At 60.4% G+C, this 24443-nt stretch carries 24 protein-coding genes and 2 tRNA genes; 16 read left to right on the top strand and 10 right to left on the bottom strand.

What is annotated here, in order from left to right:
- Positions 1 to 54: 54 nt before the first annotated feature.
- From PB2503_RS05890 to phoB, 7 genes are all read left to right on the top strand, one after another.
- The gene (locus PB2503_RS05890; RefSeq protein ID WP_013300319.1) at positions 55 to 2262 is read left to right on the top strand and encodes a GumC family protein; all 2208 of its coding nucleotides are present in this window, start codon (positions 55 to 57) and stop codon (positions 2260 to 2262) included.
- Between the two features lie 22 nt (positions 2263 to 2284).
- Positions 2285 to 2713: a M23 family metallopeptidase gene (locus PB2503_RS05895; RefSeq protein ID WP_013300320.1), complete on the top strand. Its 429-nt coding sequence runs from the start codon at positions 2285 to 2287 to the stop codon at positions 2711 to 2713.
- A gap of 56 nt (positions 2714 to 2769) precedes the next feature.
- On the top strand, positions 2770 to 3693 hold the full coding sequence (locus PB2503_RS05900; RefSeq protein ID WP_013300321.1) for an alpha/beta hydrolase: 924 nt from the start codon (positions 2770 to 2772) through the stop codon (positions 3691 to 3693).
- A complete protein-coding gene (trpS, locus tag PB2503_RS05905; protein WP_041534914.1) occupies positions 3690 to 4703 on the top strand; it encodes a tryptophan--tRNA ligase in 1014 nt (337 codons plus the stop codon). The genes PB2503_RS05900 and trpS overlap by 4 nt, the downstream gene beginning before the upstream one ends.
- A gap of 63 nt (positions 4704 to 4766) precedes the next feature.
- Positions 4767 to 6170, top strand: a complete 1404-nt coding sequence (locus tag PB2503_RS05910; protein ID WP_013300323.1) for an ATP-binding protein — start codon at positions 4767 to 4769, stop codon at positions 6168 to 6170.
- Positions 6171 to 6245: 75 nt separating this feature from the next.
- Positions 6246 to 6989 (top strand): phosphate signaling complex protein PhoU, encoded by a 744-nt coding sequence (gene phoU / locus PB2503_RS05915; protein ID WP_013300324.1) that lies wholly within the window; start codon positions 6246 to 6248, stop codon positions 6987 to 6989.
- Between the two features lie 14 nt (positions 6990 to 7003).
- Positions 7004 to 7696 carry a phosphate regulon transcriptional regulator PhoB gene (phoB, locus tag PB2503_RS05920; RefSeq protein WP_013300325.1) on the top strand — a complete coding sequence of 231 codons (693 nt, stop codon included), beginning with the start codon at positions 7004 to 7006 and terminating at the stop codon, positions 7694 to 7696.
- A gap of 111 nt (positions 7697 to 7807) precedes the next feature.
- Here the strand turns inward: phoB and PB2503_RS05925 are convergent, their stop codons facing one another.
- The 5 genes from PB2503_RS05925 to PB2503_RS05945 form a co-directional block, all read right to left on the bottom strand.
- Positions 7808 to 9271 carry a TrkH family potassium uptake protein gene (locus PB2503_RS05925; RefSeq protein WP_013300326.1) on the bottom strand — a complete coding sequence of 488 codons (1464 nt, stop codon included), beginning with the start codon at positions 9269 to 9271 and terminating at the stop codon, positions 7808 to 7810.
- A 57-nt stretch (positions 9272 to 9328) separates the two neighbouring features.
- Positions 9329 to 9742 carry a Co2+/Mg2+ efflux protein ApaG gene (apaG, locus tag PB2503_RS05930; RefSeq protein WP_013300327.1) on the bottom strand — a complete coding sequence of 138 codons (414 nt, stop codon included), beginning with the start codon at positions 9740 to 9742 and terminating at the stop codon, positions 9329 to 9331.
- Positions 9743 to 9908: 166 nt separating this feature from the next.
- Positions 9909 to 10802: an MBL fold metallo-hydrolase gene (locus PB2503_RS05935; protein WP_013300328.1), complete on the bottom strand. Its 894-nt coding sequence runs from the start codon at positions 10800 to 10802 to the stop codon at positions 9909 to 9911.
- Positions 10802 to 11278 carry a protein tyrosine phosphatase family protein gene (locus PB2503_RS14315; protein WP_013300329.1) on the bottom strand — a complete coding sequence of 159 codons (477 nt, stop codon included), beginning with the start codon at positions 11276 to 11278 and terminating at the stop codon, positions 10802 to 10804. Before PB2503_RS14315 ends, PB2503_RS05935 begins: the two co-directional genes overlap by 1 nt.
- 18 nt (positions 11279 to 11296) lie before the next feature.
- Positions 11297 to 11373, bottom strand: a tRNA-Pro gene (locus tag PB2503_RS05945).
- A gap of 211 nt (positions 11374 to 11584) precedes the next feature.
- On the opposite strand from PB2503_RS05945, the gene PB2503_RS05950 reads away from it, so the two are divergent.
- The 8 genes from PB2503_RS05950 (at position 11585) to PB2503_RS05985 (ending at position 18167) form a co-directional block, all read left to right on the top strand.
- Positions 11585 to 11659, top strand: a tRNA-Gln gene (locus PB2503_RS05950).
- A gap of 390 nt (positions 11660 to 12049) precedes the next feature.
- Complete coding sequence (locus tag PB2503_RS05955; protein ID WP_013300330.1) at positions 12050 to 12913, top strand: DUF3450 domain-containing protein; 864 nt, start codon at positions 12050 to 12052, stop codon at positions 12911 to 12913.
- A gap of 27 nt (positions 12914 to 12940) precedes the next feature.
- Complete coding sequence (locus PB2503_RS05960) at positions 12941 to 14320, top strand: MotA/TolQ/ExbB proton channel family protein (protein ID WP_013300331.1); 1380 nt, start codon at positions 12941 to 12943, stop codon at positions 14318 to 14320.
- Positions 14321 to 14347: 27 nt separating this feature from the next.
- Positions 14348 to 14884, top strand: a complete 537-nt coding sequence (locus tag PB2503_RS05965) for a MotA/TolQ/ExbB proton channel family protein (RefSeq protein WP_013300332.1) — start codon at positions 14348 to 14350, stop codon at positions 14882 to 14884.
- Positions 14885 to 14887: 3 nt separating this feature from the next.
- On the top strand, positions 14888 to 15316 hold the full coding sequence (locus PB2503_RS05970; RefSeq protein WP_013300333.1) for an ExbD/TolR family protein: 429 nt from the start codon (positions 14888 to 14890) through the stop codon (positions 15314 to 15316).
- An 85-nt stretch (positions 15317 to 15401) separates the two neighbouring features.
- The gene (locus PB2503_RS05975) at positions 15402 to 15809 is read left to right on the top strand and encodes an ExbD/TolR family protein (protein WP_013300334.1); all 408 of its coding nucleotides are present in this window, start codon (positions 15402 to 15404) and stop codon (positions 15807 to 15809) included.
- 20 nt (positions 15810 to 15829) lie between these two features.
- Complete coding sequence (locus PB2503_RS05980) at positions 15830 to 16438, top strand: energy transducer TonB (RefSeq protein ID WP_013300335.1); 609 nt, start codon at positions 15830 to 15832, stop codon at positions 16436 to 16438.
- A 94-nt stretch (positions 16439 to 16532) separates the two neighbouring features.
- Positions 16533 to 18167, top strand: a complete 1635-nt coding sequence (locus PB2503_RS05985) for a tetratricopeptide repeat protein (protein WP_158305827.1) — start codon at positions 16533 to 16535, stop codon at positions 18165 to 18167.
- A gap of 76 nt (positions 18168 to 18243) precedes the next feature.
- Here the strand turns inward: PB2503_RS05985 and mnmC2 are convergent, their stop codons facing one another.
- On the bottom strand, positions 18244 to 20079 hold the full coding sequence (mnmC2, locus tag PB2503_RS05990; protein WP_013300337.1) for a tRNA (5-methylaminomethyl-2-thiouridine)(34)-methyltransferase MnmC2: 1836 nt from the start codon (positions 20077 to 20079) through the stop codon (positions 18244 to 18246).
- Positions 20079 to 21293: a lytic murein transglycosylase gene (locus PB2503_RS05995; RefSeq protein ID WP_148235212.1), complete on the bottom strand. Its 1215-nt coding sequence runs from the start codon at positions 21291 to 21293 to the stop codon at positions 20079 to 20081. Before PB2503_RS05995 ends, mnmC2 begins: the two co-directional genes overlap by 1 nt.
- A 104-nt stretch (positions 21294 to 21397) precedes the next feature.
- Between PB2503_RS05995 and PB2503_RS13885 the strand changes: the two genes are divergently transcribed.
- Positions 21398 to 22162 (top strand): glycosyltransferase, encoded by a 765-nt coding sequence (locus PB2503_RS13885; protein WP_013300339.1) that lies wholly within the window; start codon positions 21398 to 21400, stop codon positions 22160 to 22162.
- Here the strand turns inward: PB2503_RS13885 and PB2503_RS06005 are convergent.
- From PB2503_RS06005 to PB2503_RS06015, 3 genes are read right to left on the bottom strand one after another with little or no spacing between them, the layout of a single operon-like run.
- Complete coding sequence (locus PB2503_RS06005; protein ID WP_013300340.1) at positions 22159 to 22863, bottom strand: hypothetical protein; 705 nt, start codon at positions 22861 to 22863, stop codon at positions 22159 to 22161. The two genes, PB2503_RS13885 and PB2503_RS06005, sit on opposite strands and share 4 nt — an antisense overlap.
- Positions 22860 to 23975, bottom strand: a complete 1116-nt coding sequence (locus PB2503_RS06010; protein ID WP_013300341.1) for a serine hydrolase domain-containing protein — start codon at positions 23973 to 23975, stop codon at positions 22860 to 22862. Before PB2503_RS06010 ends, PB2503_RS06005 begins: the two co-directional genes overlap by 4 nt.
- A complete protein-coding gene (locus PB2503_RS06015) occupies positions 23972 to 24280 on the bottom strand; it encodes a hypothetical protein (protein ID WP_013300342.1) in 309 nt (102 codons plus the stop codon). The genes PB2503_RS06010 and PB2503_RS06015 overlap by 4 nt, the downstream gene beginning before the upstream one ends.
- Positions 24281 to 24443: the final 163 nt, after the last annotated feature.

Below are 24443 nucleotides of genomic sequence, written 5' to 3' on the forward strand. Positions count from 1 at the left end.
TTTGTCCGGTAAGCGGGGGCCGGCAAAGCGCAGCATGACAGGAAAGAGGGCCCCATGACCGCCTATTCGTCAATTCCCCTTTCCCTGCGGGTGAACGAGAATGACCCAAGGGCCGGGATCGATGTGCCCGGCCTCTGGCGGATTTTGCGCCGTCGCCTGCGGCTCTTTGCGGCCGCGGCGGTTCTCACCCTCGCTGTGGTCATGGCGATTACCTTTCAGTTGACCCCGATCTATGCCAGCGAGGCCCGGGTCGTCCTCAATGCGCGGGAGACCCAAGCCCTCGATGTGTCCGCCATTATTGCCGGCATCTCTCCCGATGCGGCGACGGTGGATACAGAGGTGCAGTTGATCGCCAGCCGATCCTTGGCCCGGAAGGTTGCCGACGACCTCAACCTCTATGCCGATCCGGAATTCAACCCCACGCTGACAGAAGAAGAGGGGTGGTTGAGCCGTCTGTTGCCTGAGCAATTGCGGCGTGACGAACAGATCAGCGAAACGGTGATGCGTGAACGCACGCTCAATCGGCTGATGGAGGCGGTGGATGTCCAGCGGGCCGGGATCACCTATGCCATCAAGATTACCGCCGAGAGCCGAGATCCTGAGATGGCGGCGCGGCTGGCAAATGCCTTCGCCGAGAGTTATGTCGTCGACACCCTCGACCAGAAATTCGACACCTATGAACTGATTAGCAATCACCTCGACGAGGCGGTTGCCGAACATCAAGAAAAGCTGAGAATCGCGGAGAACGCGGTCGAGCGGTATCGTGCCGATAACGGCCTTCTGTCGGCCAAGGGTTCGTTGCTGGCCGAGCAGCAGATTTCCGATTTGCAGGCGGAACTGATTATTCAGGAGGCTGAGCTTTCTGAGCGGCAGGCCAAGCTCTTCGGGGTCAATCGACGGCTCTCCCTTGGGGCCAATCTCGACGGCATTTCCGATGTCCTGGCCTCGCCCGTGATCGGCAGCCTGCGGGCGCAGCAGGCGGAACTATCCCGCCGTCGCGCGGATCTCGAAAATCGGTATGGGCCGCTTCACCCCTCCCTCGATAAACTCCAGTCCGAAGAAGTCGAACTCTCCGCCAAGATCGACGCGGAAATAGAGCGTATCGTCGGGTCGCTGCGAAACGATGTCGATGTGGCGCGCCAGCGGGTCACAACCCTCAAACAATCGATTGCCGACCTACGAAATTCGCTGACCGACGATAATCAAGCCCTCGTTCGATTGAGGGAGCTGGAGCGGATCGCCGATGTGAACCGGCGGAATTACGAGCAGCTCCTGCAGCGCTCCCAACAGGCCGATCTGTTCGAAAATCTCGCAGAGGCAGATGCCCGCATCGCGGACGAGGCTTTCGTGCCGACCACGCCTGTCTTCCCCAATACGAAGATCAATCTGGCTCTCGGGCTTTTGCTCGGCGGGGCGATGGGCGCCTTCATGATCGTCCTGGCAGAGATCTTCGATTCAGGGCTCAGGACAGAAGAGGATATTGAGCGACAGCTTGGCACGAAGCTCATCGCGGCCGTGCCGCTGCTTTCCGCCGCGCGGCTGAAAAAGGCCGGCAGCCAAGCCGAAACCTATGTCCTCGACAAACCCTTGTCTCCGTTCGCTGAGAGCTATCGAACGCTAAGGAGCGCCCTTGTCCTCGGGTCGGGCAAAGCCGAGAGGGGGCAGGTCGTGGCGATCACCTCGGCGGTATCCGGCGAAGGCAAAACCGTCTCCGCGCTGGCCCTCGGCCGGATTGCGGCGATGAGCGGCGACCGGGTTCTTCTTGTCGATTGCGATATTCGCCGCCGTGTCCTCTCAAGCCAGTTTTCGTCCGACGATGTGACGATCGGTCTTGCGGAGATTATCGGTGGGGAGGCCCTGTTGGACGAGGCCTTGGTGGACGATGATCGCAGCGACATGACGGTGTTGCCGGTGCGTGAGGATCGGTCCGGCCAAGGCGATTTGTTCAGTGGACGGGGGTTTGCTGCGTTCTTGGAGCAAGTGCGCCAGAGCTATGATCTCATCATTCTTGATACCGCTCCCCTCAGTGCGGTTGCCGATAGCCGGGCTGTGGCGAGCGCCGCGGACCGTGTGGTGCACTGCGTTCGGTGGAAGCAAACGCCGGTGGTTGTGGCGAAGAACGCGCGCAAAATTCTGGGCGAGATCGATACCGTCCTGATGGGAACCCTACTGACCCAAGTCGATGTCAAAGCTCAGTCCGGCTACGGCTATCAGGGAAGCGAACGCTATTATGGGCAAAATGGTCGGTACTACGCAGATTAAAAGCGGTGCGCTTTTTGCTCTTATGCTGATCGTTTCGGGATGTGCCAGCCAGCGCGGGGTCGAGGGGGCCTTTGCTGCGCCTGTGCCGCAGCTTTCCGTGAATTCTCCTTTCGGCATGCGGGCGCCGGGCCGCCCGCACTATGGCGTCGATCTGCGTGCGCCGAGCGGGACGCCAATTGCGTCAGCTGAGGACGGGAGGGTCATTTTCGCCGGGTGGATGGGGGGCTTCGGCCGGCTCGTGAAGGTGCGCCACAAGGGAGAGGTCGAAACCTGGTATGCGCACCTCTCCAAATTCACCGTGCAGCCGGGATCAAGGGTCTACCGTGGACAGACGATCGGGTTTGCGGGGGCAAGCGGTAATGCCACGGGGGCCCATCTGCATTTTGAGATTAGACATAGGGGAAAACCCGTCGATCCGCTCCTCTATCTCAACACGCGGCCGCGGGGCTGACTATTTCCAAAAAAAGAGGCAAAACCACCTCCTGACTTCGGATCGGGAGGATAAAAATGCCGAGCTTACAGGCGAAATTACTCAATCAAGGCACACGGTTTACGCTTCAGCAATTTTTGGGGGAGAATGCGAACGTCAACACCCTTCGCAAGATCGTTCCCCCCTCTCCGGGGCTGATCTTGCCCTCGGATGTGACGATTGAGCGGACGACGGCGCCTGCAGGCGAGTGGCTGAGCCCGAAAAAAGAGGGGCCGGCTGCCGATAAGACCATCCTCTATCTGCACGGCGGCGGCTATGTCTTCTGCACGCCAAAGACCCACCGCGCCCTGACGACCCGGCTCGCAAAGCAGACCGGCGCCAAGGTCTTCTCTGTGGATTACCGTCTGGCGCCAGAGCACCCCTATCCCGCGGCGTTGGAGGATGCCCTGGCGGCGTGGGATTACCTGATGGGCAAAGGGATCGACCCGAAATCCGTCTATGTCGGTGGTGATTCTGCGGGGGGCGGACTGACCCTCGCCCTCATCATCGCGCTGAAGGAGCGGGGGAGCGCGGTGCCCGGCGGCGCCTTTCTCTACTCTCCCTGGGCCGATCTTAGTCATGGCAGCGAGAGCGTCGTCGAGAATGAGCCCACCGAGCGGATGTTGACCCCTGCCGGTGCGCGCAAGGCAGCCGACATGTATCGCGGATCGGTGGACGCCACCGATCCGAAGATCTCGCCGGTCTTCGCTGATTTTGCCGGTTTCCCGCCGCTGCTTGTCTTTGTGAGCACCACCGAAATGCTGCGGGATGATGGGCGTCGGGTCGCCAGCCGGGCGAAAGAGGCCGGGGTCCCCGTTGAGCTTGTCAGCAAAGAGGGCCTTGTGCACGCATGGCCGCTCTTGGCGCCGCTCTACCCTGAGGCCAACACGACGATCGGCCACACCGCGCGGTGGATTGTCTTGACTTCGGAGGCGTCCAGGGGCACCGCAACGGCTGCGTGACACAGCTAAGCGAGCATCGCGTCCTGTCGGGGGTTCAGCCGACAGGACATCTCCATTTGGGGAATTACCTCGGCGCGATCCGCAAGTTCGTGGACTTGCAGGCGCGCTTCGAGGCGCTCTATTGTATTGTCGATTTGCATGCGATCACCGTACCGCAGGATCCGGCAGCGCTTGCCGATCAGACGCGGGAGGTGGCGGCGGCCTATCTGGCGGCGGGGATCGACCCCGAGCAAGCCGTCATTTTCAATCAATCGGCTGTCCCCGAACATACTGAGCTCAATTGGCTTTTGACCTGTGTTGCCCGCATGGGCTGGCTGAACCGGATGACCCAGTTCAAGGACAAGGCGGGGAAGGACAAGGAGCGCGCGTCCGTGGGCCTCTTTGTCTATCCGATCCTGATGGCCTCTGACATTCTGGTGTATCGGGCCACCCATGTGCCGGTGGGCGAGGATCAAAAGCAGCATCTGGAATTGGCTCGGGACATCGCCGCCAAAATCAACGGTGATTTCGATGCTGAGCATTTCTTCCCCTTGCCCGAACCGCTGATCCAGGGCCCCGGCGCGCGCATTATGTCGCTGCGGGACGGTACCCAGAAGATGTCGAAATCCGACCCTTCCGATCTTTCCCGGATCGGCATGATGGATACGCCCGACGAATTGGTGCGGAAAATCAAGAAAGCGAAAACCGATCCTGAGCCCTTGCCGGAGACCGTCGAGGGGCTTGAGGGGCGGCCGGAGGCCAAGAACCTTGTCGGCATTTTCGGGGCGCTGTCTGGCCAGACCCACGAAGAAGTGTTGGCGACCTATGGGGGGCAGGGCTTTGGGCATTTCAAACCTGCCCTTGCGGACCTTGCCGTGGCCACCTTGGCGCCGATCTCAAGCGAGATGATCCGTCTCAAGCAGAATCCAGATCATATCGACGCGGTATTACGGGCGGGGGCGGAGCGGGCACGGTCCATTGCGGCCCCTGTCGTTCAGGAGACCAAAAAGCTCTTTGGCTTTCTCACCTGATCCGCCCCTTCGCCCCGCTGAGGTGACATGCTCGTGGCTGCGCCAGGAAGGCCGGTGGGGGACATGATAAAGCGATTTCGTAAGCTCGCGCTGTTTCCTGGTCGGCATCGTGAGACGGGGCACTTTCTTTATTGTGCCGGTTTCGGGCTCGGTGTCCTGATCTTGGCCTTGATGGCGGAGGAGCCGGGGCTTGCCCATGGGGTCCTCCTCGGCAGCCTTTTCCTGTCAGCCATCGGCCTGCGCTTTCTTGCGCCCCACAGCGTCAGCCGCGGCCCTTCCTTTCGGCAGGAAATCGCTGACTATCGTCAGGAACTTCATCGCCTTTCCTCGGTATTCGACTCGCTTCCTCAACCGGTCCTACTGCTCGACCCTCGCGGGGGGGTCGAAGCGGCCAATTCGGCGTCGACAGCCTATTTCGGCATGAATTGCGAGGGGCGGCATATTTCCAGTGTCGTGCGCAATCCAAAGGCGTTGGACCTCATCCGCGAGGCCAAATCCAGCGAGGAGCCAATCGAAACCGAGATCACCCTGCTTGGCCCGATGGAGCGGACCGCGCTTTTCTATGCCGTACGGCTGCGCGCGCCTTCCGGCGAGACCGAGGATCTGACCCTCCTCATGCTGAGAGACCGGACCGAGCAGAAGAAACTTGAGCAGATGCGGACGGATTTCGTTGCCAATGCGAGCCATGAATTACGGACGCCCCTGACCTCGATGGGCGGCTATGTCGAAACGCTGCAAGGGCATGCGCGCGACGATCCGGAGGCTCAGGCGCGGTTTTTGAAGATTATGGCCGGACAGATCGACCGAATGCTCCGTCTCGTCGAAGATCTCATCGGCCTGTCTGCCATCGAGTTGAAAGAGAACCGGCCTCCGTCCGATGAGGTGGCGCTCGGGTCGCTGGCCCAATCGGTAGTGGAGTCACTGCAACCTCTCCTCGAACGGGAACAGGGGCACGTCATTCTCGATCTGCCGAGCGAGCGGGTGGTCGCCATCGGGGAGCGCGACGAACTCTTTCGGGTGATGGCCAATCTGGTGGAGAATGCCGTTAAATACGGTCGCCCCTCCGAAGAGGAGCCGGCCGTGGTGACGATCACCGCCGGGCGCGGTGTGCCCCCCTTTCGCGATCACGCCCATGCGACGGGGGACAGTCCCGTCCAAATCGCCGTTAGGATCGGAATCCCCTTGGAGGAACTGGTCTTCGTTCGGATCTCGGACCGCGGCAACGGGATCGATCCCAATGATTTGCCCCGACTGACGGAACGGTTTTATCGTGTAAATCCGCAGCTTAGTCGGTCGAAGGGGGGCACTGGGCTTGGCCTGGCGATCGTCAAGCACATTCTTTACCGCCATCGGGGGGGGATGCGGATTGAGAGTGTTCCCGGGGAGGGGGCGAGCTTTTGCTTCTTTCTTCCATCGAGCCGGAAGACGGCGGTGACAGCTTCGCGTGAGAAAGAGGGAGCAACCTAAGGTGGAAGCGTTCGGAGACAAGAATATGTCACAAGAATCCGCCATTTTCCGGGCGTTGAGTGGGATTATGCCATTATGCCCTTCAGGCTCCTCAAGACCATGACAGGCCGTCTGGATAAAATCGAGATCACTCTCGCGACCATGGGGGGAGCGGTCGAGGAGCAGGTGGCCCAGTCGATCATTGCCTTTGAACGGCGGGATCTCCTGCTGGCGGAGGAGATCCGTCACCGGGACGTCGAAATCGACGACTATGAGCAATCGATTGAGCGTCAGGTCGTGGCGTTGTTGGAAGCGCGTCGCCCCTCGGGGAGCCCGCTGCGACGGGCGATGACCGCCATCAAGATTGCCGCGGAGATGGAGCGGATCGGCGATTTGGCGAAGAATGTTGCCAAACGCACGACGGTGGTTGGCGACCTTGATCCGAGCGAGGCGGCGAGCGACGTCATGCCGGTGGTCGCGCGGATGGGGCGCCGGGCTTTGACGCAATTTGGGGAGAGCCTCGATTCGCTCTTCCGCGGTAATGCCGAGGCGGCGATCGCGGTCCGCCAGGCGGACGATCAGATCGACGACCTTTATAATTCGATCTTCCGCGACATCCTGGTGAGCATGAGCCAATCGGCCGCCGGTGTCGTGCTTGGCACGCATCTTGTGTTCATTGCGAAGAATTTCGAACGCATTGGCGACCATGCCACGAATATCGCCGAGCGGGTGCATTATACCCTGACAGGTGAAGAGCTGACCGACGAGCGGCCGAAAAAAGACAACACAAGCTTGACCGGCTATCCGCTGAAGAGGGATACCCCAGGTCGCACCGGCTGAGAGGATTTGGGGCCATGACGGCAACCAGAATTCTGATCGTAGAAGACGAAGAGACAATTGCGGGTCTTCTTGAGTACAATCTCTCCCGCGAAGGGTATGAGACGCTTATCGCCGAAGACGGTGAAGAAGCACTGATTCAAATCGAAGAAAGCAAACCCGACTTGATCGTCCTTGATTGGATGCTCCCAAAGGTCTCAGGCATTGAGGTCTGTCGGCGGTTGCGGATGAAGCCTGAGACCGAGGGCATTCCGATCATCCTCCTGACCGCGCGGGCCGAAGAGGGCGACCGGGTGCGCGGACTCGATACGGGGGCGGACGATTACGTGGTCAAGCCGTTTTCGGTCTCCGAGTTGAGCTCTCGTATCAAAGCGGTGCTTCGGCGCGCGCGACCTAGTTTGATTGCTGAGGCGGTTACCTGCGGCGATATCCAAATTGATCGCGCGGCCCATCGCGTGCGCCGCGGAGAAAAAGAAGTGCATTTGGGGCCGACGGAATTTCGTCTGCTCGACCATCTCATCCAAAATCCAGGCCGAGTCTTCAGTCGCGAGCAATTATTGAACGCGGTCTGGGGGTCCGATGTGTTCGTTGAGGCGCGTACGGTTGATGTCCATATTGGACGGTTGAGAAAGGCGCTGAACGCCCACGGCCACCAGAACCCGATCCGCACCGTCCGGTCCGCCGGATATGCTCTCGAAATCGGGGGCTAGAGCTTTTCAAGCGAAGTGGGAACCGGTTCGCCTCAAATAATACGACAAAACAAATTGCGAGAGACGTTTTACGACTCCGATTGACTGAAACAGCCTTCAGTCCCGAAACGATCAGCGGCTCCAGAAGCTGGGCGTAAGCATGACAAGGATCGTCAGGAGTTCGAGGCGGCCAAGCAGCATGGTCAGGCTCAGCGTCCATTTGACCGCAATGGGCAGACTGCTGAAATTGCCCGCAGGCCCCACGATCTCCCCCAGCCCCGGCCCGACATTGGCAATCGCCGTGCCCGCCGCCGACAGCGCGGTGACCGTGTCGAGGCCATAGAGGGAGAGAAACACCGCCGATGTCGCGAAGGTCGCGAAATAGATAAAGAAGAAGCTGAGAACCGATAAGAAAACTTCGTCCGTCAACGGGCGGCCATTATACCGGGCGACGGTGACCCTGTGGGGATGGGTAAGACGGCGAATATAGAGAAACAGCGCCGCCACGGCGACTTGCAGTCGGAAAATCTTGAGACCACAGGAAGTCGATCCGGCACACCCCCCAACGAACATGATGCAAAAGAAGAACCCCACCGCAAAGGGGCCCCATTGGGAATAATCCGTCGACGCATAGCCTGTTCCCGTCATGATCGAGACGGCATTGAAGGAGGCGAGGCGGAAGCCGGTCACGATATCAAAGTCGAAAAGAACGATAATCCGTAAGCCAATCACGAGGCTGAACAGAAACGCGGCGGCGAGGAAAAACCGTGTCTGGCTGTCACTCAACGACCGGCTGAGATTGCCGCGCAGGGCCAGCATGTAGATGCCAAAGGGCAGCGCCCCGATCAGCATAAACACCGTTGCGACCACATCGACGGGGCCGGTATTGCTTTCAGGCGTCAAGAAATAGCCGAAGGAGGCGTCCTTTGTGGAAAAGCCGCCGGTCGCGATGGTGGTCATGGCGTGGTTGATGGCATCAAATCCCGACATGCCCATCGCCCAATAGATAACGAAGCACGTTGCGGTAAAAGTGACATAGATCCAGATGATCCATGTGGCGATCTGCGATGCCCCCGGGAGGAGTTTTTCCGAGGGATCGGAACTTTCCAATCGGAAGAGCTGCATCCCGCCGACTGAGAGAAATGGCAGGATCGCGATGGCCATGATGACGATCCCAACACCGCCGATCCATTGCAGCATGGATCGCCAAAGCAGAAACCCAGGGGGGGAGGTGTCAAGGCCGGTGACGACCGTCGCCCCCGTGGTGGTCAGGCCCGACATCGCTTCGAAAAAGGCATCGGTAAAGCTCAGTCCACGGACGCCGAGCATCAAGGGGATGGCTGCAGCGGTGACGATGGCGAGCCAACTGGCACCGGTCAGCAAAAAACCCTGCCGCGTCGTGATCGTGTCAACGCGCCCCCAATTGCTGGCCGCCATGGCGGCGCCGACACTGCCACTGATCAGCGCGGCCCCGGCAAAAGCGCGCCAGTCCCGATGGTTTGCCAGCAAATCGGCGACCATGGGGATCAACATCAGGGCAGCGGTGGCCATGACAAATATCCCAACGATCAGCATCACCGGCCGTAGATCGATCATGCCGCTGCCTTGCTACACCGGGGGGGGATCTGCGGGACTGTCGCTCTTCTGAGGTGATTAGTTGAGGCGCGGACGATCATGGGGACTGTCGAGAGAAAAGGCGGGGATGTGGGCCTTGAAGGACTCACCGCTGGCGGTCTCCATGCCATAGCTCCCTACCATCAATCCTGAAGGCGTTCGAAGCGGGCAGCCGGAGGTGTACTCATAGGCCTCACCCGGGTGCAGGACCGGTTGCTCTCCGACGACTCCATCGCCGGTGACGGTGACCGTCCGTCCATTGGCATCGGTGATGTACCAGGTTCGGTCTCTCAATTGGACGACCACATCCGAGGCGTTATCGATGCGCACGGTATAGGACCAGACGTAATGATCATCATGGGGCTCTGACTCCTCTTCGAGGAAGTCCGGCTCGACGGTGATTTTGATCCCGCGGGTGACTTCTTCATAGGCGTGGGGAGGGGAGGCAGGCACGCTGATGATCTTTCTCTGACTGGCCATTGACTCGCAGGGACATACCACTGGGGCGCGATGGAAGGGACACATAGACCGCGCAACGCCCAATGTCTTTCCCTACTCTGTTCTTTCCCCCGCCTTCTGGTCTTTCCCCCGTTCGTTACGGCTAAATGTCGCCGCTACCTTAGAGGCGGCAATAGCCGCCGTCTGTGGCCAGAACGAGCCCCGCTTTTTCCTGCCGGGCAAGGTGCGCGGTGACATTCAAGGTGGCGGCCATCAACAGTCCCTGGGGGATATCCGTATAGACCGCCGCCGCAATGTCGCGCGCCCTGACAGGGGGGTCGCCCTGGAGGGGGACCGCAGCGAGGATCGCCGCATCCCGCGCCAAGCGGTGCGCCTTGATGGCTTCGACAAACCCTTTGGGATTATCGGCGATGGGCGCGCCATGGGTTGGATAGTAAACCCGATCCTCCCGCGCCAGCAGGCGGTCGAGACTGTCGAGATAGGCTTCCATGTCCCCGTCGGGCGGGGCGATCACCGTGGTGGCCCACCCCATGATGTGATCCCCAGTGAAGAGCGCGCCCTCGGCCTCAAGGCTAAAGCACAGATGGTTGGCGCAGTGACCTGGGGTGTGAATGGCGGTGAGCCGGCAAGCGGGCAAGGCAATGTCATCGCCATCCGCCAGGAAGCTGTCGAAGGGCAATGACCAGTCCGCGCCTTCGTCGAGGGCGGGGGGGGCCTTGTCTGGGCTCACCGCGTGGGGCGCAAAGCCGATGACGGGCGCGCCCGTTTCCGCGGCGAGGGCCGCCGCGCCGCCGGAATGATCGAGATGCGTATGGGTGACCAATATCACCGTGATCGGGCCCGGAGCCGCCGCCAGAAGGGCGGCCCGGTGGGCATCGTTCTGGGGGCCGGGGTCGATCACCGCGACCCCTTCGCGATCCCCCACGAGATAGGTTCCACTGCCGGTGAAGGTAAAGGGGCCGGGATTCTTCGCCACTACGCGGGTGACGAGGGGAGAAAGCGGCACCGCTTCGCCGTATTCCGGGTCGAACGCTTTGATAAAGGGGATAGCCATTACAAGGCCCCGTCGGTCTCTTTGTCGGCGGCTTTTGCCCGCGCCTGGGCATCGGCGGCAAAGCCTTCGAGCACGGAGCGATAGGGCGTGAGATCGTAGCCCGCCCCGGCGGCCATTTTGATGATGGCCTCGGCCGATTGTCCAAGGCTTGCCGCGGCCAGGCCCCAAATGACCGAAGATCGGCGACCACTTGTACAATAGAGCAGCAAAGGCTCAGCGGCGCTCAGCCGGTTCGCCACCTGATCGATGAGAGATTGATCGATCCCTTGTCCGCCAATGGGGAGGTAGTCGAAGGCGATCCCCATGGCGGCCAGGGCGCTCTTAACATCCTCGGCTCGGGGCTGATCGGCGGCTTCACCGTCGGGACGATTACAAATCACCCGGACAATGCCTGCTTCCTTTAACGGAGTCGCCTCGTGAGGGCGGATCTGCGGACCGAGAAAGACCAGGTCACTGAGGGGGAAAACTGTCACCATGAAGACACCGGCCCAAAATGGTCGGAGTGGCGAGATTCGAACTCACGGCCCCTGCCTCCCGAAGACAGTGCTCTACCAGGCTGAGCTACACTCCGAAGCCGTGGCCATAATCCGCCAAGGGGCGGTGCGCAATGCCCAAGGGCGTCCTGCCTAAAAGAAACCGATGCTGTCCAGGCTGGGTAAGCGGAGAGGGGAGCGGCAAAAAAGGCGCGACGATGGGGCGCCGGACTGCCGCCGGACTACCGATGAGTTTTGCGCGGAAAGAGTTGCGCCGGCGCGGCGGGCTCGATATATGCGCGCCTCTCTTGGGGTGTAGCCAAGTGGTAAGGCAACGGTTTTTGGTACCGCGTACCGCAGGTTCGAATCCTGCCACCCCAGCCATTTTCTGCTCGCGCAGATGCATTGGGCGCCGTTCTTCGCCCAGGAAATATGGCAGTTTTGCGATCTTTTTGCAGTGCGAAGCTTGTTCATATTGACGCGCCGCCGTTCTTAATGTGATACCATATCATGTGAGCGAAGGGGTGCGTGCGGGGCTGGCCTGAATTGGCGAGAGACAATCTCCCCTTGTCGAGTGACCTGGTGAATGGGGCTCGGCGGGGGCGATCTTCGGATGTGAGGATCACTGAGAGTGTGTCTGTCGGATTTGGTCGAGGATCGTGCTAGCATCAAACGAAGTGTTGAATGTGCGCCGCGTCAGGTTAGGCTGACGTGGATGAGAGCAAGGGGGCGACTTTGTTGGTCCCCAGATGGAAGCATCCGGTAGGTGAGCAGATGATGAAAAGTTTGGCTTTGATGGGGTCTGCGGCCCTTTGTTCTTTAGCGCTGATGACGCCGGCTTCGGCGCAGTTTCGGGCCGCGCTGAACGAGAGCAAGGCTGCGGTGGACGAGGGCGCGCGCTCGCAGCAGCGGGTTGAGGAGCTTGATCAGCAGGCGACCGAGTTGCTTGGCGATTATCGCGCGGCTCAAAAGCAGGCCGAATTGTTGCGGCGCTTCAATGCCAGCCGTCGTCGGGAAGTCGAGAACCAGCTTCGGGAGATCGAGGGGCTGGAGCAGGACGTCGAGAATATCGAAGGTCTGCAGCAGGCGACCCTGCCGTTGCTTGAAGATATGATGAATACCTTGGCTGCCTTCGTCGAGGCGGACACGCCCTTCCTTCAGACTGAGCGGATGGAGCGGATTGAGCGCCTTCGCGAAGTGATGGCCGACAGTACCCAGACGGCCGCTTCTCGCTACAATCTGATCGTCGAAGCCTATCAGATCGAAAACGAATATGGTCGCACCCTCGACAGTTATAAGGGGGTCGTCACGACCGATGCGGGGGAGGAGCTTCAGGTCGAGTTCCTGCGGATTGGTCGCCTCGCGCTGATCTACAAGACGGCCGATAACAGCCTGCTGCGGATATACGATCCAAAGGTGGGCAGTTTCGTCGATCTCGACCGGTCCTTCATGGAAGATGTCGTTCGCGGGATCCGGATCGCCAATGAACAATTGCCGCCCGATCTGATGACGATCCCGGTGAGTGCGCCGATTTCAGGCGACAGCGATGCGGCGGCACCGGTGGTGACCGCCCCCGCAGAAGAGATGGTCGAAGAGGCTGATCAGGAAGCCACCACGGATGAAGAGGCCGCGCAGTAAGCGCCGGTGCGTAGAGGATTGAGGACTATGAGCTTTTTCAAGACCTTGAGGGCTGGCGCTGCGGCGGTTGCTGCCATCGTTTCGGCCGGTATTGTGGTCGGTCACGCCCAGGAATCGGAAATTTCCTTGAACGATGTGCTGCGGGAGGCGCGGGAATCGCGCCAGCAGGCCCGTCAAGAGAGTGAGCAGCGGATCGCCGAGTTCCTCCGCGAGCGGAATCGTCAGCAGGAGCGGCTGGCGACAATTCGCCGGGAAGTGGCCGCTGCCGAAGCTGAGTCGGACCAGATCGAAGCTCAGTTCCGCGCGAATGATGAGCGCATTCAGGAGCTTCAGAGCGAGCTGGAACGTCAGCAGGGCGAGTTCGGTGAACTGTTCGGGGCGGCACGGTCCGCGGCGGCGGATCTTTCTGCGCAATTGCGGAATTCCGTGATCTCCGCGCAATATCCGGGCCGGGCGGCGGCGCTGCATGAAATCGCGCAATCTCGCACCTTGCCGACCGTTGAAGAGCTGGAGAGCATCTATCTCACCCATCTTCAGGAGATGGTCGGGCAGTCGAATGTGGTGACCTTCGACGCGACCGTCGTCACTAAGGATGGGGAGACCGCTGCCGAGGAAGTGACTCGGATTGGTCCTTATGCGGCGTTCGCGAGTGGCAATTACTACACGATGGAAGCGGCCGAAGGCTCACCGCGTCCGCGCCTGACCGAGCTTGAGCGTCAGCCTCAAACGGCCAATGCGGTGTCCAATGCCCGGCGCGTCGAGAATTATAGTGGTGACGGCTATGTGGCGGGGACGATCGACCCCACCACCGGCACCCTGCTTGAGCTGGTGGTGACGAGTCCCAGCCTGAAAGAGCGTTTTGATCAGGGCGGTACCGTCGGCTACGCCATTGCGATCGTGTTCGTGATCGGGATGATAATCGGCGTCTACAAACTGGTCCGTCTGTTCACGATCAATATGGCCGTGAAGGGTCAGGTTCGGAAATCGACCCCGTCTCGGGGCAACCCGCTTGGCCGTGTGATGATGGCCTATGACAGCAACACCCAGGCCGATATTGAAACCCTTCAGCTGAAACTGGATGATGCGATCTTGCGGGAGCTGCCGAAGCTTGAGGGGGGTCTCAATCTCGTCAAAGTGCTCGCCGCCATCGCGCCGCTGATGGGCCTTTTGGGGACCGTCGTCGGGATGATCGTGACCTTCCAGCAGATCACGCTGTTCGGGACCGGTGACCCGCAGATCATGGCGGGCGGGATCTCCCAGGCGCTTGTTACCACAGTGCTCGGACTGATCGCCTCGATCCCGCTTCTTCTGCTCCACGCCTTTGCGTCGGGTTCCGCTAAGTCGGTGGCCCAAACGCTGGAAGAGCAGGCTGCCGGAATGATCGCGGAACACGCGGAAAGCCGTTGATCGGCGGAACGGGAAGGAGACCAGATCGTGGGAGCTGATATCTTCAATCCTGCCAATGCTCTGGAGAATCTTCAGGCATTCCTGGTCGCCGGCGGCAACGTCCTTGTGGCCATCATGATCGTCACATTCATCATGTGGCTGTTGATCCTCGAACGGGTCCTCTTCTTTTCGGTGGCGGGCAGTCGCCGCCGTAAGGAAGCGGAGCAGGACTGGGAGGAGCGGGGGGACCACAATTCATGGTACGCCTTCGCGATCCGGGACCGCGCGATTTCTGAGGTCATGCAAACGACGACCGCCAACTTTACGGTCATCCGCGTTCTGATTGCCATCCTCCCTCTTTTGGGGCTGTTGGGAACCGTGACCGGCATGGTCGAGGTCTTCGATGTCATGGCCTCTACCGGGTCGTCCAATGCGCGTCTGATGGCGGGCGGTATTACCCGGGCGACAATTCCCACCATGGCGGGGCTGGTCGCTTCGTTGTCGGGAATCTTGTTGATGAATTTCATCGAGCGTCAGGCAGCCTACCAGGTGCGGATGGCGCAACAGAATCTTGTGGTGGGGTAAGGCATGGCAATTCGCAGACGCGCCAGCAGTGACGAAGCGGCCGATGTCAACGTCACCCCTCTGCTCGACATCGTCTTCATCATGCTGATTTTCTTCATCGTGACGGCGACGTTCGTTTACGAAGATGGGATCACGCCGACTCTTCCGGATCCTTCACCGGAAGATCAGGACACTCAGCCACCGCCGACATTGTTATTGTCGGTGCAGTCCAACGGTTTCGTTCGCGTAGACAATATTCGCGAAGTCGACCCGCGGTCCGTAAGCTCGGTGGTCGAGCAATTCTTCGCGCGAGAGAATGACAAAGCCGTGGTGATCATCAGTGCCGCGGGTGAGGCGTCGACCGGAGATACGATCACGACCTTGGACGAGGCGCGGATCGCCGCCGGCCCAGCACGTTACGGTCGGATCACGGTGACGGCGCAGGACGAATAGGATGATTGGGCGATCCTTCCGAGGATGGCAGGGATATGGGTTAGCGGCCCCCTCCAATTAGGCGGGCAACGGAGCGAGCAGGAAGATGGCAAGACGGGTCAGTCGCACCGCGACAGCGCAACAGGACGATGATGTCAACGTCACGCCCCTGTTGGATATTGTCTTTATCATGCTGATTTTCTTCATCGTGACATCGACCTTTATCAAGGAGCCGGGCATCGATCCGACTCGCCCCCTTGTCGTGACGCAGGAAGAACAAAACCCGGCGATCTTGGTGGCGATTTCTGAGAACGACGAGATCTTCGTGAATAACGAGCAGGTCGAATTGTCAGAGCTTGGATTTCATGTGCGCGAGCTGCGTAAAGAGACTCCGAAGGGGGGCGCTGTTTTGCAAGCGGATACCAATAGCCGTTCACGGACGATGCTCGATGTGCTCCGCGAGATTGAAGACGCCGGTGTCGACGATATCGCCGTTTCGACCGAACTCTTGTAACCGAGAAGGACGCAATTCCCATGGCTTCTTTGCTTCGCGGCTTTGTCGGACTTCCTCTGGCTGCCATCGTCACCGTCTTCCTCTTCCTTTTTATGTGGGGCCTCATTCGGGTTAACGAATTGCCGCCCGCGGAAGATCGGCAGCAGGCGAATATTAGCTTTACGCGTCAGATTCAGGACACTGAGATTCGGAACCAGAAAGTTTTCGAACGGCCCTCTCTCGATCAGCCGCCGCCCCCGCCGCCGGCCATCAACAATGCGACATTTCAGCCGTCGGTTGAGGGGGTTCGCGCCCAAGCGCCGAGCTTTGATGCCGATGTCGATATCGGGTCCGGGTTCAATCCGGACCGTGATGCTCAGCCCATTGTGCGGATTCCCCCCACGAATTGGGAACGGTGCATCGATGATCGCCAGGCCGGAACGACACAGCGGGTGAGCCTTGAATTCGACGTGACCCCCGAGGGGCAGGTGACGAACGTGAATGTGCTCGACTCCACTGATCGCTGTTACGAACGCTACGCGACCCGCGCTGCCGAACGGTGGAAGTACAATCCGAAGATTGTCGATGGGGAAGCGCAGCCACGGTTTGGCGTGCGGACGGTCATCGAGTTCCAGATCGGAAGCGAATAATCGCGACGCGAAGAGGGCGTAGTCGATGGCTGGGCAGAGGATTTATTCGCGGGCGCCAGAGAGGCAGCCGCTAAAGATGAAGAGATTGGACATCATGCGTAATCATCTCTCAGCACTAGCGATGTCGGCGAGCGTCGGGGCCGTCTGTCTCCTGGGCGGAGCGCCGAGCGCGAGTGCTAGCGCCGCTCCTGTCATGGTCACGGCCAGCACGGTCACGGCCAATGCGTCCGTTCTGCTTCAGCAAACCGAGGAAGAGGCCCGCCGCCGTGCTCGGCTTAGCCTTGGGACCCGCACGGCCCAGGTGCTCGGTGAAGCCCTGAATGAGATCAATGCGGAACCCGCTCAATACCAAGCGGCGCTCAACCGGTTGAATGGGCTCCTCAATAGAAATGATCTCAGCGACTTCGACCGCTCCACCGCCTTGGAAATTCGGGGGGCGGTGTATGCGGGGATGGAAAATTATTCCGCCGCCCTTCAAGATTTCGTCCGTGTCCTGGAGATTGATGAGCTTCCGTTCGATCGACTGACACAAATTCGGTATAACGTTGCCCAGCTCTACTTCCAGGAAGAGAACTACGCGCAGACCATCCGGTTCATGAGGGATTACCTGAACCAGGAAGGGAATATCGAAGATTCCAATGCGTGGTTCATTCTCGCCGCGGCTTATGCCAGCCAGGATAATTTCCAGGCGGCTCGGCGGCCTGCCGAGCAAGCGCTTCAATATGACGACAAGAAGGAAGAAAAGACCTATGGTCTTCTCAACCTGATCTATGCCGAACTGAACCTGAATGCCGAGCGGGCACGGCTGCTCGAAGAAATGGTCGAGCGGTTCCCGAACAATGAGAGCTATTGGTCGCAACTCTCCGGGGCGTATTATCAGGCTGGCGACAATAAGAACGCCTTCGCGACGTTGGAGGCGGCTTATAATGCGGGACTGATTACGGATGCCGACAAGATCGTCAGCCTTGCCCAGTTTTATTCGGACCTCGACAACCCGTTCCGCGGTGGACAATTGCTTCAGCGTGAGATGGAGGCGGGGACCGTCGAACGCAATCTGAAGAACCTGACCCTCCTGTCCCAGCTATGGTCCATGGCCCGTGAGCAGGACCGCGCGATTGAAGCGTTGCAGGCGGCGGCGCAGATTTCTCCCAGCGGAGAACTCTATTATCGCCTCGGCCAGAGCTACATGGCGAGCGAGCAATACCGAGAAGGAATCGACGCGCTTGAGAGTGCGCTCCAAAGAGGTGGGCTTAGCGAACGTGACCGCGGTGACATTTACGTCCTTCTGGGCTCGGCCTATTTCAATATTGACAGTGAAACCCGTGCAGGTCGGTTGGCAGCGCGGCGGCAGTTTCAGCGCGCGCTGCAATACTCCAATTCGCGGCGCACCGCCCAGGGCTGGATCAACTATATCGACGCGATCGAGGATACCATCCGTCGTCAGAATGAAGTTGAGCGACTTCAGCGGCAAGAACAGCGCGAGCGGGAATATGAGCGCTGCGAGAGCCTGATCGACGTGGCCGAAATCGGCGGCTCGGTCGATGCCGGCGATCTGGCGGATTGCCGGGCACTGGTCGATCGCCTCGATATCGACGGCAACGGATCGGTCAGTGACGATGAGCTTAACGCCTATGTCACTGGTGAGCCCCTGGCGGAAGAAGAAGCCACCGAGGATGAGGCCGAAGACACGGAAGACACTGGCGAGGCAGCCGAAGAGGGCGAGGAATAAGGCGTTCTTCCTTCCCTCGACTGAATGACGCGAGACTCGTCTTGCCCAGCAGAAGGCGTGAGGACCAAAGGCTTGATCAACTGGGCTTATGCCCCGCCCGCCGATCCCGACGTTCGGCAAATCGATGGGGCGAGAGGAGGCGCAGGCTTTGCCGTTCTATCGGCTGCACCCCTCCGGTTAGAGTGGCAATGAGCGAAGCTGCCATCAGGGGGGCGGTGACGAGGCCACGGGAGCCGAGGCCGGTTATCACCCCAAGAATGGCGGTATTTATCGGATCGTCTGCCTGCCTCCTCGTCGATCCGAGGACACCAAGCATTGGATGCCGATCCGTTGTGACGGCACGCAGGGCGGCACGCTGATCGAAGGGCGGATCGAGTCGCTGCGTCATCAGGGCCTCCGCCATTCGGCGATTGATCTCGCTTGACGCCTTGGTCGGACGGGGGTCGTGGTCCAGCGGCACATCGTCATAGGTGGCGCCGGCGGCAATGCCGCCTTTCTGGGCCGCACCTGCATAGGGGGCGACATAGCCATCGGCTGTCAGGATGGAGCGGGGGGGCTCAGATGTCGCAAAAAGGTCGATCTGGCCGCGGCTGGCGCTCAAATCCGTGATCAGGGGACTGATCAGCGCGGATCCGGGGCCAGCGGTGAGGATCATGTGATCCGCCTCCACCCTTTGTTGGGGGCCGTTGGTCAGGGTGCAGGTCAAGCCGTTGTCCGATGGGAAGATATCAATCACCTCACCCCTGATCACTTCCACCTCCTCGATCAGGGTGGTGACGGCGTCGCGCGGGCGCAGGAGGGTGGCATGGGGACTGTGCAAAGTGACCCCGTCGATGACGGCAAAATCCTCATCCGCCCAAAGGCCTGTGGCGCAGATTTTCTTATACCGCGTGCCATCGCAGGCCAGCGTTCCCCCAAGGGGAGAGAGGGCCTCAGGCGTATGGTCCCAGTAGAAGCGTAGGGCATAAAAAAAGGCGTCACGATAGAACCGCGCGGCTGGATTGTCGGCGGCTTCGAGGCGCGGCATGAGAAGTCCGACCGGATTGCCGGAGGCCCCATTCCCGGCCTCTCCGCGATCGATCAGTATAGGACGGAAGCCGGCCTGATGTGCCCCATGGGCGAAGGCGGCGCCGGCGATACCGGCGCCAATAATGGCGATGCTTTTCACCGCGCCCGTCCCGGACTGGATCGAGGGCTGAGCTTGGCCAAGCCGTCCGGTCAGCATTTCCCGTTTTTTTCCGTATCCGGCGCGTCGGGCGAGGGAGAACCCTGCCGCCTCCATCCCGCGCCGGACTGCGCCCGCGACGGTAAAGGTCGCAAAAGTCCCGCCCGGACGTGTGTGATCGGCGACGGCCCTGAGGACGGAGGGAGACCACATGGCGGGATTTCGCGAGGGCGCGAAGCCATCGAGAAACCAGGCATCCGCCGCAAAGGAAGACCTCTCAAGGAGGTCGTCCACATCGCCAAAGGCAAGGGTCAAGGTCAGCCGGGGCGACAGGTCCAGTCGCGCCAAACCAGGGCGGGGCACCGGATAGAGATGGGAGAGCCGGGCGGCGAGATCGGCAAGCGCCGGCGTCCGCTGGCCATGATCCTTAGCGATGGAGGTAAAATCGAGAGGAGAGAAGGGATAGCCCTCGACCGACCACAGCTCCAATCGTCCTTCCCTTGGGGCACGGTCCAGGAACATCTTCATGGCGGTCAGACAATTAAGGCCAGTGCCGAACCCCAACTCTCCGATCACAAAGGGGCGTTGGAGATCCATCGCCGCAAAGCGTTCGGGAAGATCGTTCCCTTCCAGAAAGACATGGCTGCTTTCTGCGGTCCCGTCCTCTGGCTGGAAATAGATATCGTCGAATTCTACGGATCGCAGGCCCTTTCCCGCCTGCTCCGTCAACGGTGGACGAAGACCCATTAATTCATGCTGAGGACGGATAATGTTCTGGCAGAGGCATAGCCGTCGGCGGGTAACCCTTGGTCGCGCTGCCATGCCCGAAGGGCCGCCTTGGTGCCTGCCCCAATGATCCCATCGACCGGACCGGGATCATATCCCCGTTCCTTGAGGGTCTGTTGAAGGCTCTTTCGCTCTGTCAGCGAAAGGGAGCGATCGTCCCGCGGCCATTGGGTGGAAAGGGCGCTTTGTCGGCCCGCAATCGCATCCGAGAGAAGACCAATCCCCAAAGCATAGGCGGTGGAATTATTATAGCGCATGATGGCGCGGAAATTGTCGAAGACCATGAAGGCAGGTCCCGCGGCGCCGGCGGGAACGATGATCGAGGCGGTCGTATTGAGATCGACAGTTTTCCCCAGGCGGGCGGCGGGGGCTTCGACCCCTCGGCTAAGCCATTCACCTACGGATCGTTTGGTCTGGAGATTAGCGGTCGCATAGTCGAAATCCTGCGGTAGGCGGACTTCAAACCCCCATGGCGCATTCACTTCGTAGCCTGACCGGGACAGATAATTCGCCGTCGAAGCGAAGACGTCCCCATAGCTCCCCCAGAGATCACGTTTACCGTCGCCATCCTCATCGACGGCGTAGGACAGATAGGTTGTGGGGATGAATTGGGTCTGTCCCATCGCCCCGGCCCACGACCCTTTTAATTGGGAACGATCAGCATAGCCATTTTGCAGGATTTTAAGGGCGCCGATCAATTGGGAGCGGCCGTAGGATTGACGTCGGCCTTGATAGGCGAGGGTCGCGGTGGCCGAGATAATGTCGTAATCGCCGAGAATGGCGCCGTAGGAACTTTCCAAGCCCCAGATCGCGCCGATGATTTCCTTGTCGACACCATATTCGGCTTCGATCGCATCGAGTTGAGCCGCCTGGCGTTGGGTGGCGGCGATGCCATTGGCAATTCGGGTGTCGGAAACAGCGCTGTCGAGATAGGCCCAAATCGGCCGACTGAATTCCGGTTGGTTGCTGTTTCGCTCCAGGACCACGGCGAGCGGCGTGGCGGCGCGCATTTCGCGGTCATAGACGGCGGGATCGATTCCCTGGCCAATGGCCTCCTGCCGAAACTCGCTCCGGAAATCGTCGAAATTCTCCGTCGACTGGGCAGCGCTGCCAGCCGCCGCGGCATTTCCTGTGAGAATGGTGGCCAAAAGCGCGGTCGCGAAACTGATCATCATGGACTCCTTCGGGAAAATGACGCTAGCGCGAATCGGTGCGCCGGAACAATGAGAACGCGGTGAGACTTCTTGCGTGGCGGTAGGCGGTAGGGGAGGGCGTTTGGATGTCCCGGTCAGAGCTTCCGGTTATTGCCTGTGTTACCGCCTATAACGAGGAGTCGACGATCGGCGCTGTCATTTCAGCGCTCAAGGCCTGTCCGCTCGTGGATCGGGTGCAGGTGGTCGATGATGGGTCGGAGGATGCGACGGCGGCAATTGCCGAGGCCCTGGGCGCCCGCACCCTCAGATTACCCCGCCGTGTGCCGGTGGGGGAGGCGATTATGCATCATCTCGACGATGAGGAGGGGGAGGTCATCCTTCTGTGGTGCGATGCCGATCTTGTCGGCCTCCGTCCAGACCATGTCGGTACGCTGATCGATCGATTTCGGATGGGGCAGATGATGCAGGTGACCAGTTCCCGGGGGGTGCCGCCCACCTGGCCAGGCTGGGCCCGCAACCGGGTAATCAAGGCATTATGGGCGTGGCTGTTTGGCCCGATTAGCGGCGAGCGTGCGATCCTCAAGAGCGACTTTTGCGCGGCCAAGGCTCTTGCCGCTTCTCTTCAGTGGTCGGAGATGATGCGCGGCTACGGCATCGTGCTGTTCCTGAACTGGTACGCTTCGCGGTTCGGGGGGGGCAGCGTCACCTGCTATTTCGACGATCTGACCCAGCGGCAAAAATACCAAAAATGGAAGACCGATCACCCGGTCCGCCAGATGGTGGCGCAGTGGGGGCAATTTGCCGCCGTCTGGGGGAAAATCCGTCTGAACAGAGGGCGGATCGAAGCCCTGGCCGTCGAGCAGGCGCCCTTGCCCTCATCGCGGTTCTAATCGATGGCGGTGAACGCCGAGAATGTGGCGGTGAACTCGATATCGACAGGACGGAAAAAGCGGTCGCCCTTCTGGCGCGAGTAGAGCTCACGCAGGACGACCGGGCCGTCTTCGCCGAGAGGAGCGAAGCGTTGGGTGACCACGAATTCTTCCATTTTGGTCGCAGGATTCGGTTTGAAGGGGCGCAAGCCCCGTACTTCGTAGAGTGTGAGGTGAGGCGTGTCCTTGGTCACGATCAGTCGAGTGCGAAGGATGTCCTGCTCAGGTTCGCGCGCGGCGGCATCGCCAATCTGAGTCGGGACAAAGCTGTACAGAAAGTGCGTCTCAGTTTCCTCAATCAGGGCGATGTCGGCCAAATAGGGGCGGAAATCGCCGTAAAGTAGCCCCCCTGGGCGCGACTCCGAGCGCTGAACATTTTGGAACTTTTCACGGGCCGGGGCGGGCAGGTCCTCAGGATCCCCCGCTAGGAGTTGCCATTGCGATGTCGTCGCGTCGAACCGGGCGGTGACGGGGGAGGCCCCTGGCCAGTCAAAACGCATCGTGTAGGATATTTTAAGCGCGCCTCGGTCCTCTGCGTCGCGCAGAACGTCATTGAGCGGGGCGGGGATCTCCTCCTCGGCGCGGACCGGTGGGCCGGCCATCAGGATAAGAAGGGGGAGCCCGACGAGCGAAAGGGGTCTGATCCATGAAACAAGGCTCATACCAGCTCCAATTCTTCGTACACAAGCTGAATGAGAGATGTCGCGCGTTGGCCCCCAATCAAGATCGGTTCCATCTTGTTGGGGACAAAGGCGATCGACAGCCCATGGGCAGGGTCGGCGAGGACGAAGGAGCCGCCAAAGCCGTAATGACCGACGGCAGTTTCCGAAGGGCCGAGGGCCCCGATCGTGTTCCGCATCAAGCCGGCTGCCCAGGAAAGATCGAAGGGCAGCACCTTGTCCGGCCCTTCGATCCGGGGGGCGAGGGCCGCGGCACGCGCCTGGTCGGAAGCAACCTCCCGACCGTCGAGTTGTCCTGTGGCAAAGACCTGCATCAAATGCGCAAGACCAGTGGATGTGGCGTGCATGTTGGAGGCCGGAATCTCCGCCGCCATCCACGCTTGACGGTCGACCCCCCCCGCCTGCGCCCAGGGTGTCATGAACGCGATCATGGCCTCGTCCCGCCGATCGCCAAAATCGGGCAGTCCTGTGGGCTTCACCATCGGACCCGCCCGCTCCGTTATCGCGCCTGTCATCCCGCAGTGAATATCGAGGCCGAGGGCCGCGACCTGCGCGCCGACGGTGCGATCATGAACGCGCCTGAGGCATTCACCGACGATAAAGCCGACCGTTTGGGGGTGATAGCCCGAGGCCGTGCCCGGCGGCCACATGGGGGTCTCCGCGGCGATGACCGCGCAAATCCCCTCCCAGTCAGTCCACAGACTGGGACTGATCTCGGTCCGAATGCCCGGTATCCCGGCCTGATGGCTCAGCGCTTGCGCGAGGGTCACCGATTCTTTGCCGTTCTGACCGAAGGCGTCCCATATCGCCGCGACAGGCGCGTCATAATCGAGGACACCCTGCTCTATGGCCGCCAAGGTTAAGGCCGCAAGGACGGCCTTTCCGCAGGAATAGACAGGCAGCAAAGTTTGGTCGAGGGGGGTTGTCTGCTTGCGATCGCGCCAACCGGCCCGCAGATCGAGAAGCGGGGCGCCATGTCGAAGGACGGTTACGCCGACGCCGAGATCCTCGCCGCGGTCGATTCGTGCTACGGCATGATCGACAACGCGCTTCAGTGGCCCATCGAGCGCCGACCCGCTGAGGGGAATGCTCATTGTCCGAAGGCGCACGCAATGCTCGACCGCAGAACGGCGGACGCGATTTGCGGATTAGAAATTTTACGCAGCTCGCTCACCACGCCCTTGGCGGTATCTGACCGACTGACCTGCACGGTGAACCGGGCGAACTCCGCCAATTGCTCATCGTCAAGACGGTCATCGAGTTCACGGGCCATGCAGACACTGTTCTCACGGCTCAAGCCCGCCGCTTCGAGGCGGTTGGCGATGGTGACTTTTGAGGCCGTGGCACATGCGGACGCGCCCATTGCCAGCAATCCGAAAACCCAAATGGCGCGCTTCATGTCTTTCTCTCCAGATCAGATCGCTTACAATTATTAACATAGCCGCAGAGAGCCGCCTGTCGACCGTCGCGGGCGCGGCAGCCGCTTTGCTTTATGCTGAGGAATTGTCTGGGGCTTGGGAGGTTCTTCACGAAGGATTGAAGCGCAAAACAACCATAGGTTG

Origin of the sequence: Parvularcula bermudensis HTCC2503 (genome assembly GCF_000152825.2) — a bacterium.
GTDB classification, from domain to species: domain Bacteria; phylum Pseudomonadota; class Alphaproteobacteria; order Caulobacterales; family Parvularculaceae; genus Parvularcula; species Parvularcula bermudensis.

What these genes read in the sequence shown, in the direction of transcription:
- PB2503_RS05890 (WP_013300319.1), top strand. Translation starts at nt 55, where the DNA reads ATGACCGCCTATTCGTCAATTCCCCTTTCCCTGCGGGTGAACGAGAAT.
- PB2503_RS05895 (WP_013300320.1), top strand. Translation starts at nt 2,285, where the DNA reads ATGCTGATCGTTTCGGGATGTGCCAGCCAGCGCGGGGTCGAGGGGGCC.
- PB2503_RS05900 (WP_013300321.1), top strand. Translation starts at nt 2,770, where the DNA reads ATGCCGAGCTTACAGGCGAAATTACTCAATCAAGGCACACGGTTTACG.
- PB2503_RS05910 (WP_013300323.1), top strand. Translation starts at nt 4,767, where the DNA reads ATGATAAAGCGATTTCGTAAGCTCGCGCTGTTTCCTGGTCGGCATCGT.
- phoU (WP_013300324.1), top strand. Translation starts at nt 6,246, where the DNA reads ATGCCCTTCAGGCTCCTCAAGACCATGACAGGCCGTCTGGATAAAATC.
- phoB (WP_013300325.1), top strand. Translation starts at nt 7,004, where the DNA reads ATGACGGCAACCAGAATTCTGATCGTAGAAGACGAAGAGACAATTGCG.
- PB2503_RS05925 (WP_013300326.1), bottom strand. Translation starts at nt 9,271, where the DNA reads ATGATCGATCTACGGCCGGTGATGCTGATCGTTGGGATATTTGTCATG.
- PB2503_RS05935 (WP_013300328.1), bottom strand. Translation starts at nt 10,802, where the DNA reads ATGGCTATCCCCTTTATCAAAGCGTTCGACCCGGAATACGGCGAAGCG.
- PB2503_RS14315 (WP_013300329.1), bottom strand. Translation starts at nt 11,278, where the DNA reads ATGGTGACAGTTTTCCCCCTCAGTGACCTGGTCTTTCTCGGTCCGCAG.
- PB2503_RS05955 (WP_013300330.1), top strand. Translation starts at nt 12,050, where the DNA reads ATGATGAAAAGTTTGGCTTTGATGGGGTCTGCGGCCCTTTGTTCTTTA.
- PB2503_RS05960 (WP_013300331.1), top strand. Translation starts at nt 12,941, where the DNA reads ATGAGCTTTTTCAAGACCTTGAGGGCTGGCGCTGCGGCGGTTGCTGCC.
- PB2503_RS05970 (WP_013300333.1), top strand. Translation starts at nt 14,888, where the DNA reads ATGGCAATTCGCAGACGCGCCAGCAGTGACGAAGCGGCCGATGTCAAC.
- PB2503_RS05975 (WP_013300334.1), top strand. Translation starts at nt 15,402, where the DNA reads ATGGCAAGACGGGTCAGTCGCACCGCGACAGCGCAACAGGACGATGAT.
- PB2503_RS05980 (WP_013300335.1), top strand. Translation starts at nt 15,830, where the DNA reads ATGGCTTCTTTGCTTCGCGGCTTTGTCGGACTTCCTCTGGCTGCCATC.
- PB2503_RS05985 (WP_158305827.1), top strand. Translation starts at nt 16,533, where the DNA reads ATGCGTAATCATCTCTCAGCACTAGCGATGTCGGCGAGCGTCGGGGCC.
- mnmC2 (WP_013300337.1), bottom strand. Translation starts at nt 20,079, where the DNA reads ATGGGTCTTCGTCCACCGTTGACGGAGCAGGCGGGAAAGGGCCTGCGA.
- PB2503_RS05995 (WP_148235212.1), bottom strand. Translation starts at nt 21,293, where the DNA reads ATGATGATCAGTTTCGCGACCGCGCTTTTGGCCACCATTCTCACAGGA.
- PB2503_RS13885 (WP_013300339.1), top strand. Translation starts at nt 21,398, where the DNA reads ATGTCCCGGTCAGAGCTTCCGGTTATTGCCTGTGTTACCGCCTATAAC.
- PB2503_RS06005 (WP_013300340.1), bottom strand. Translation starts at nt 22,863, where the DNA reads ATGAGCCTTGTTTCATGGATCAGACCCCTTTCGCTCGTCGGGCTCCCC.
- PB2503_RS06010 (WP_013300341.1), bottom strand. Translation starts at nt 23,975, where the DNA reads ATGAGCATTCCCCTCAGCGGGTCGGCGCTCGATGGGCCACTGAAGCGC.
- PB2503_RS06015 (WP_013300342.1), bottom strand. Translation starts at nt 24,280, where the DNA reads ATGAAGCGCGCCATTTGGGTTTTCGGATTGCTGGCAATGGGCGCGTCC.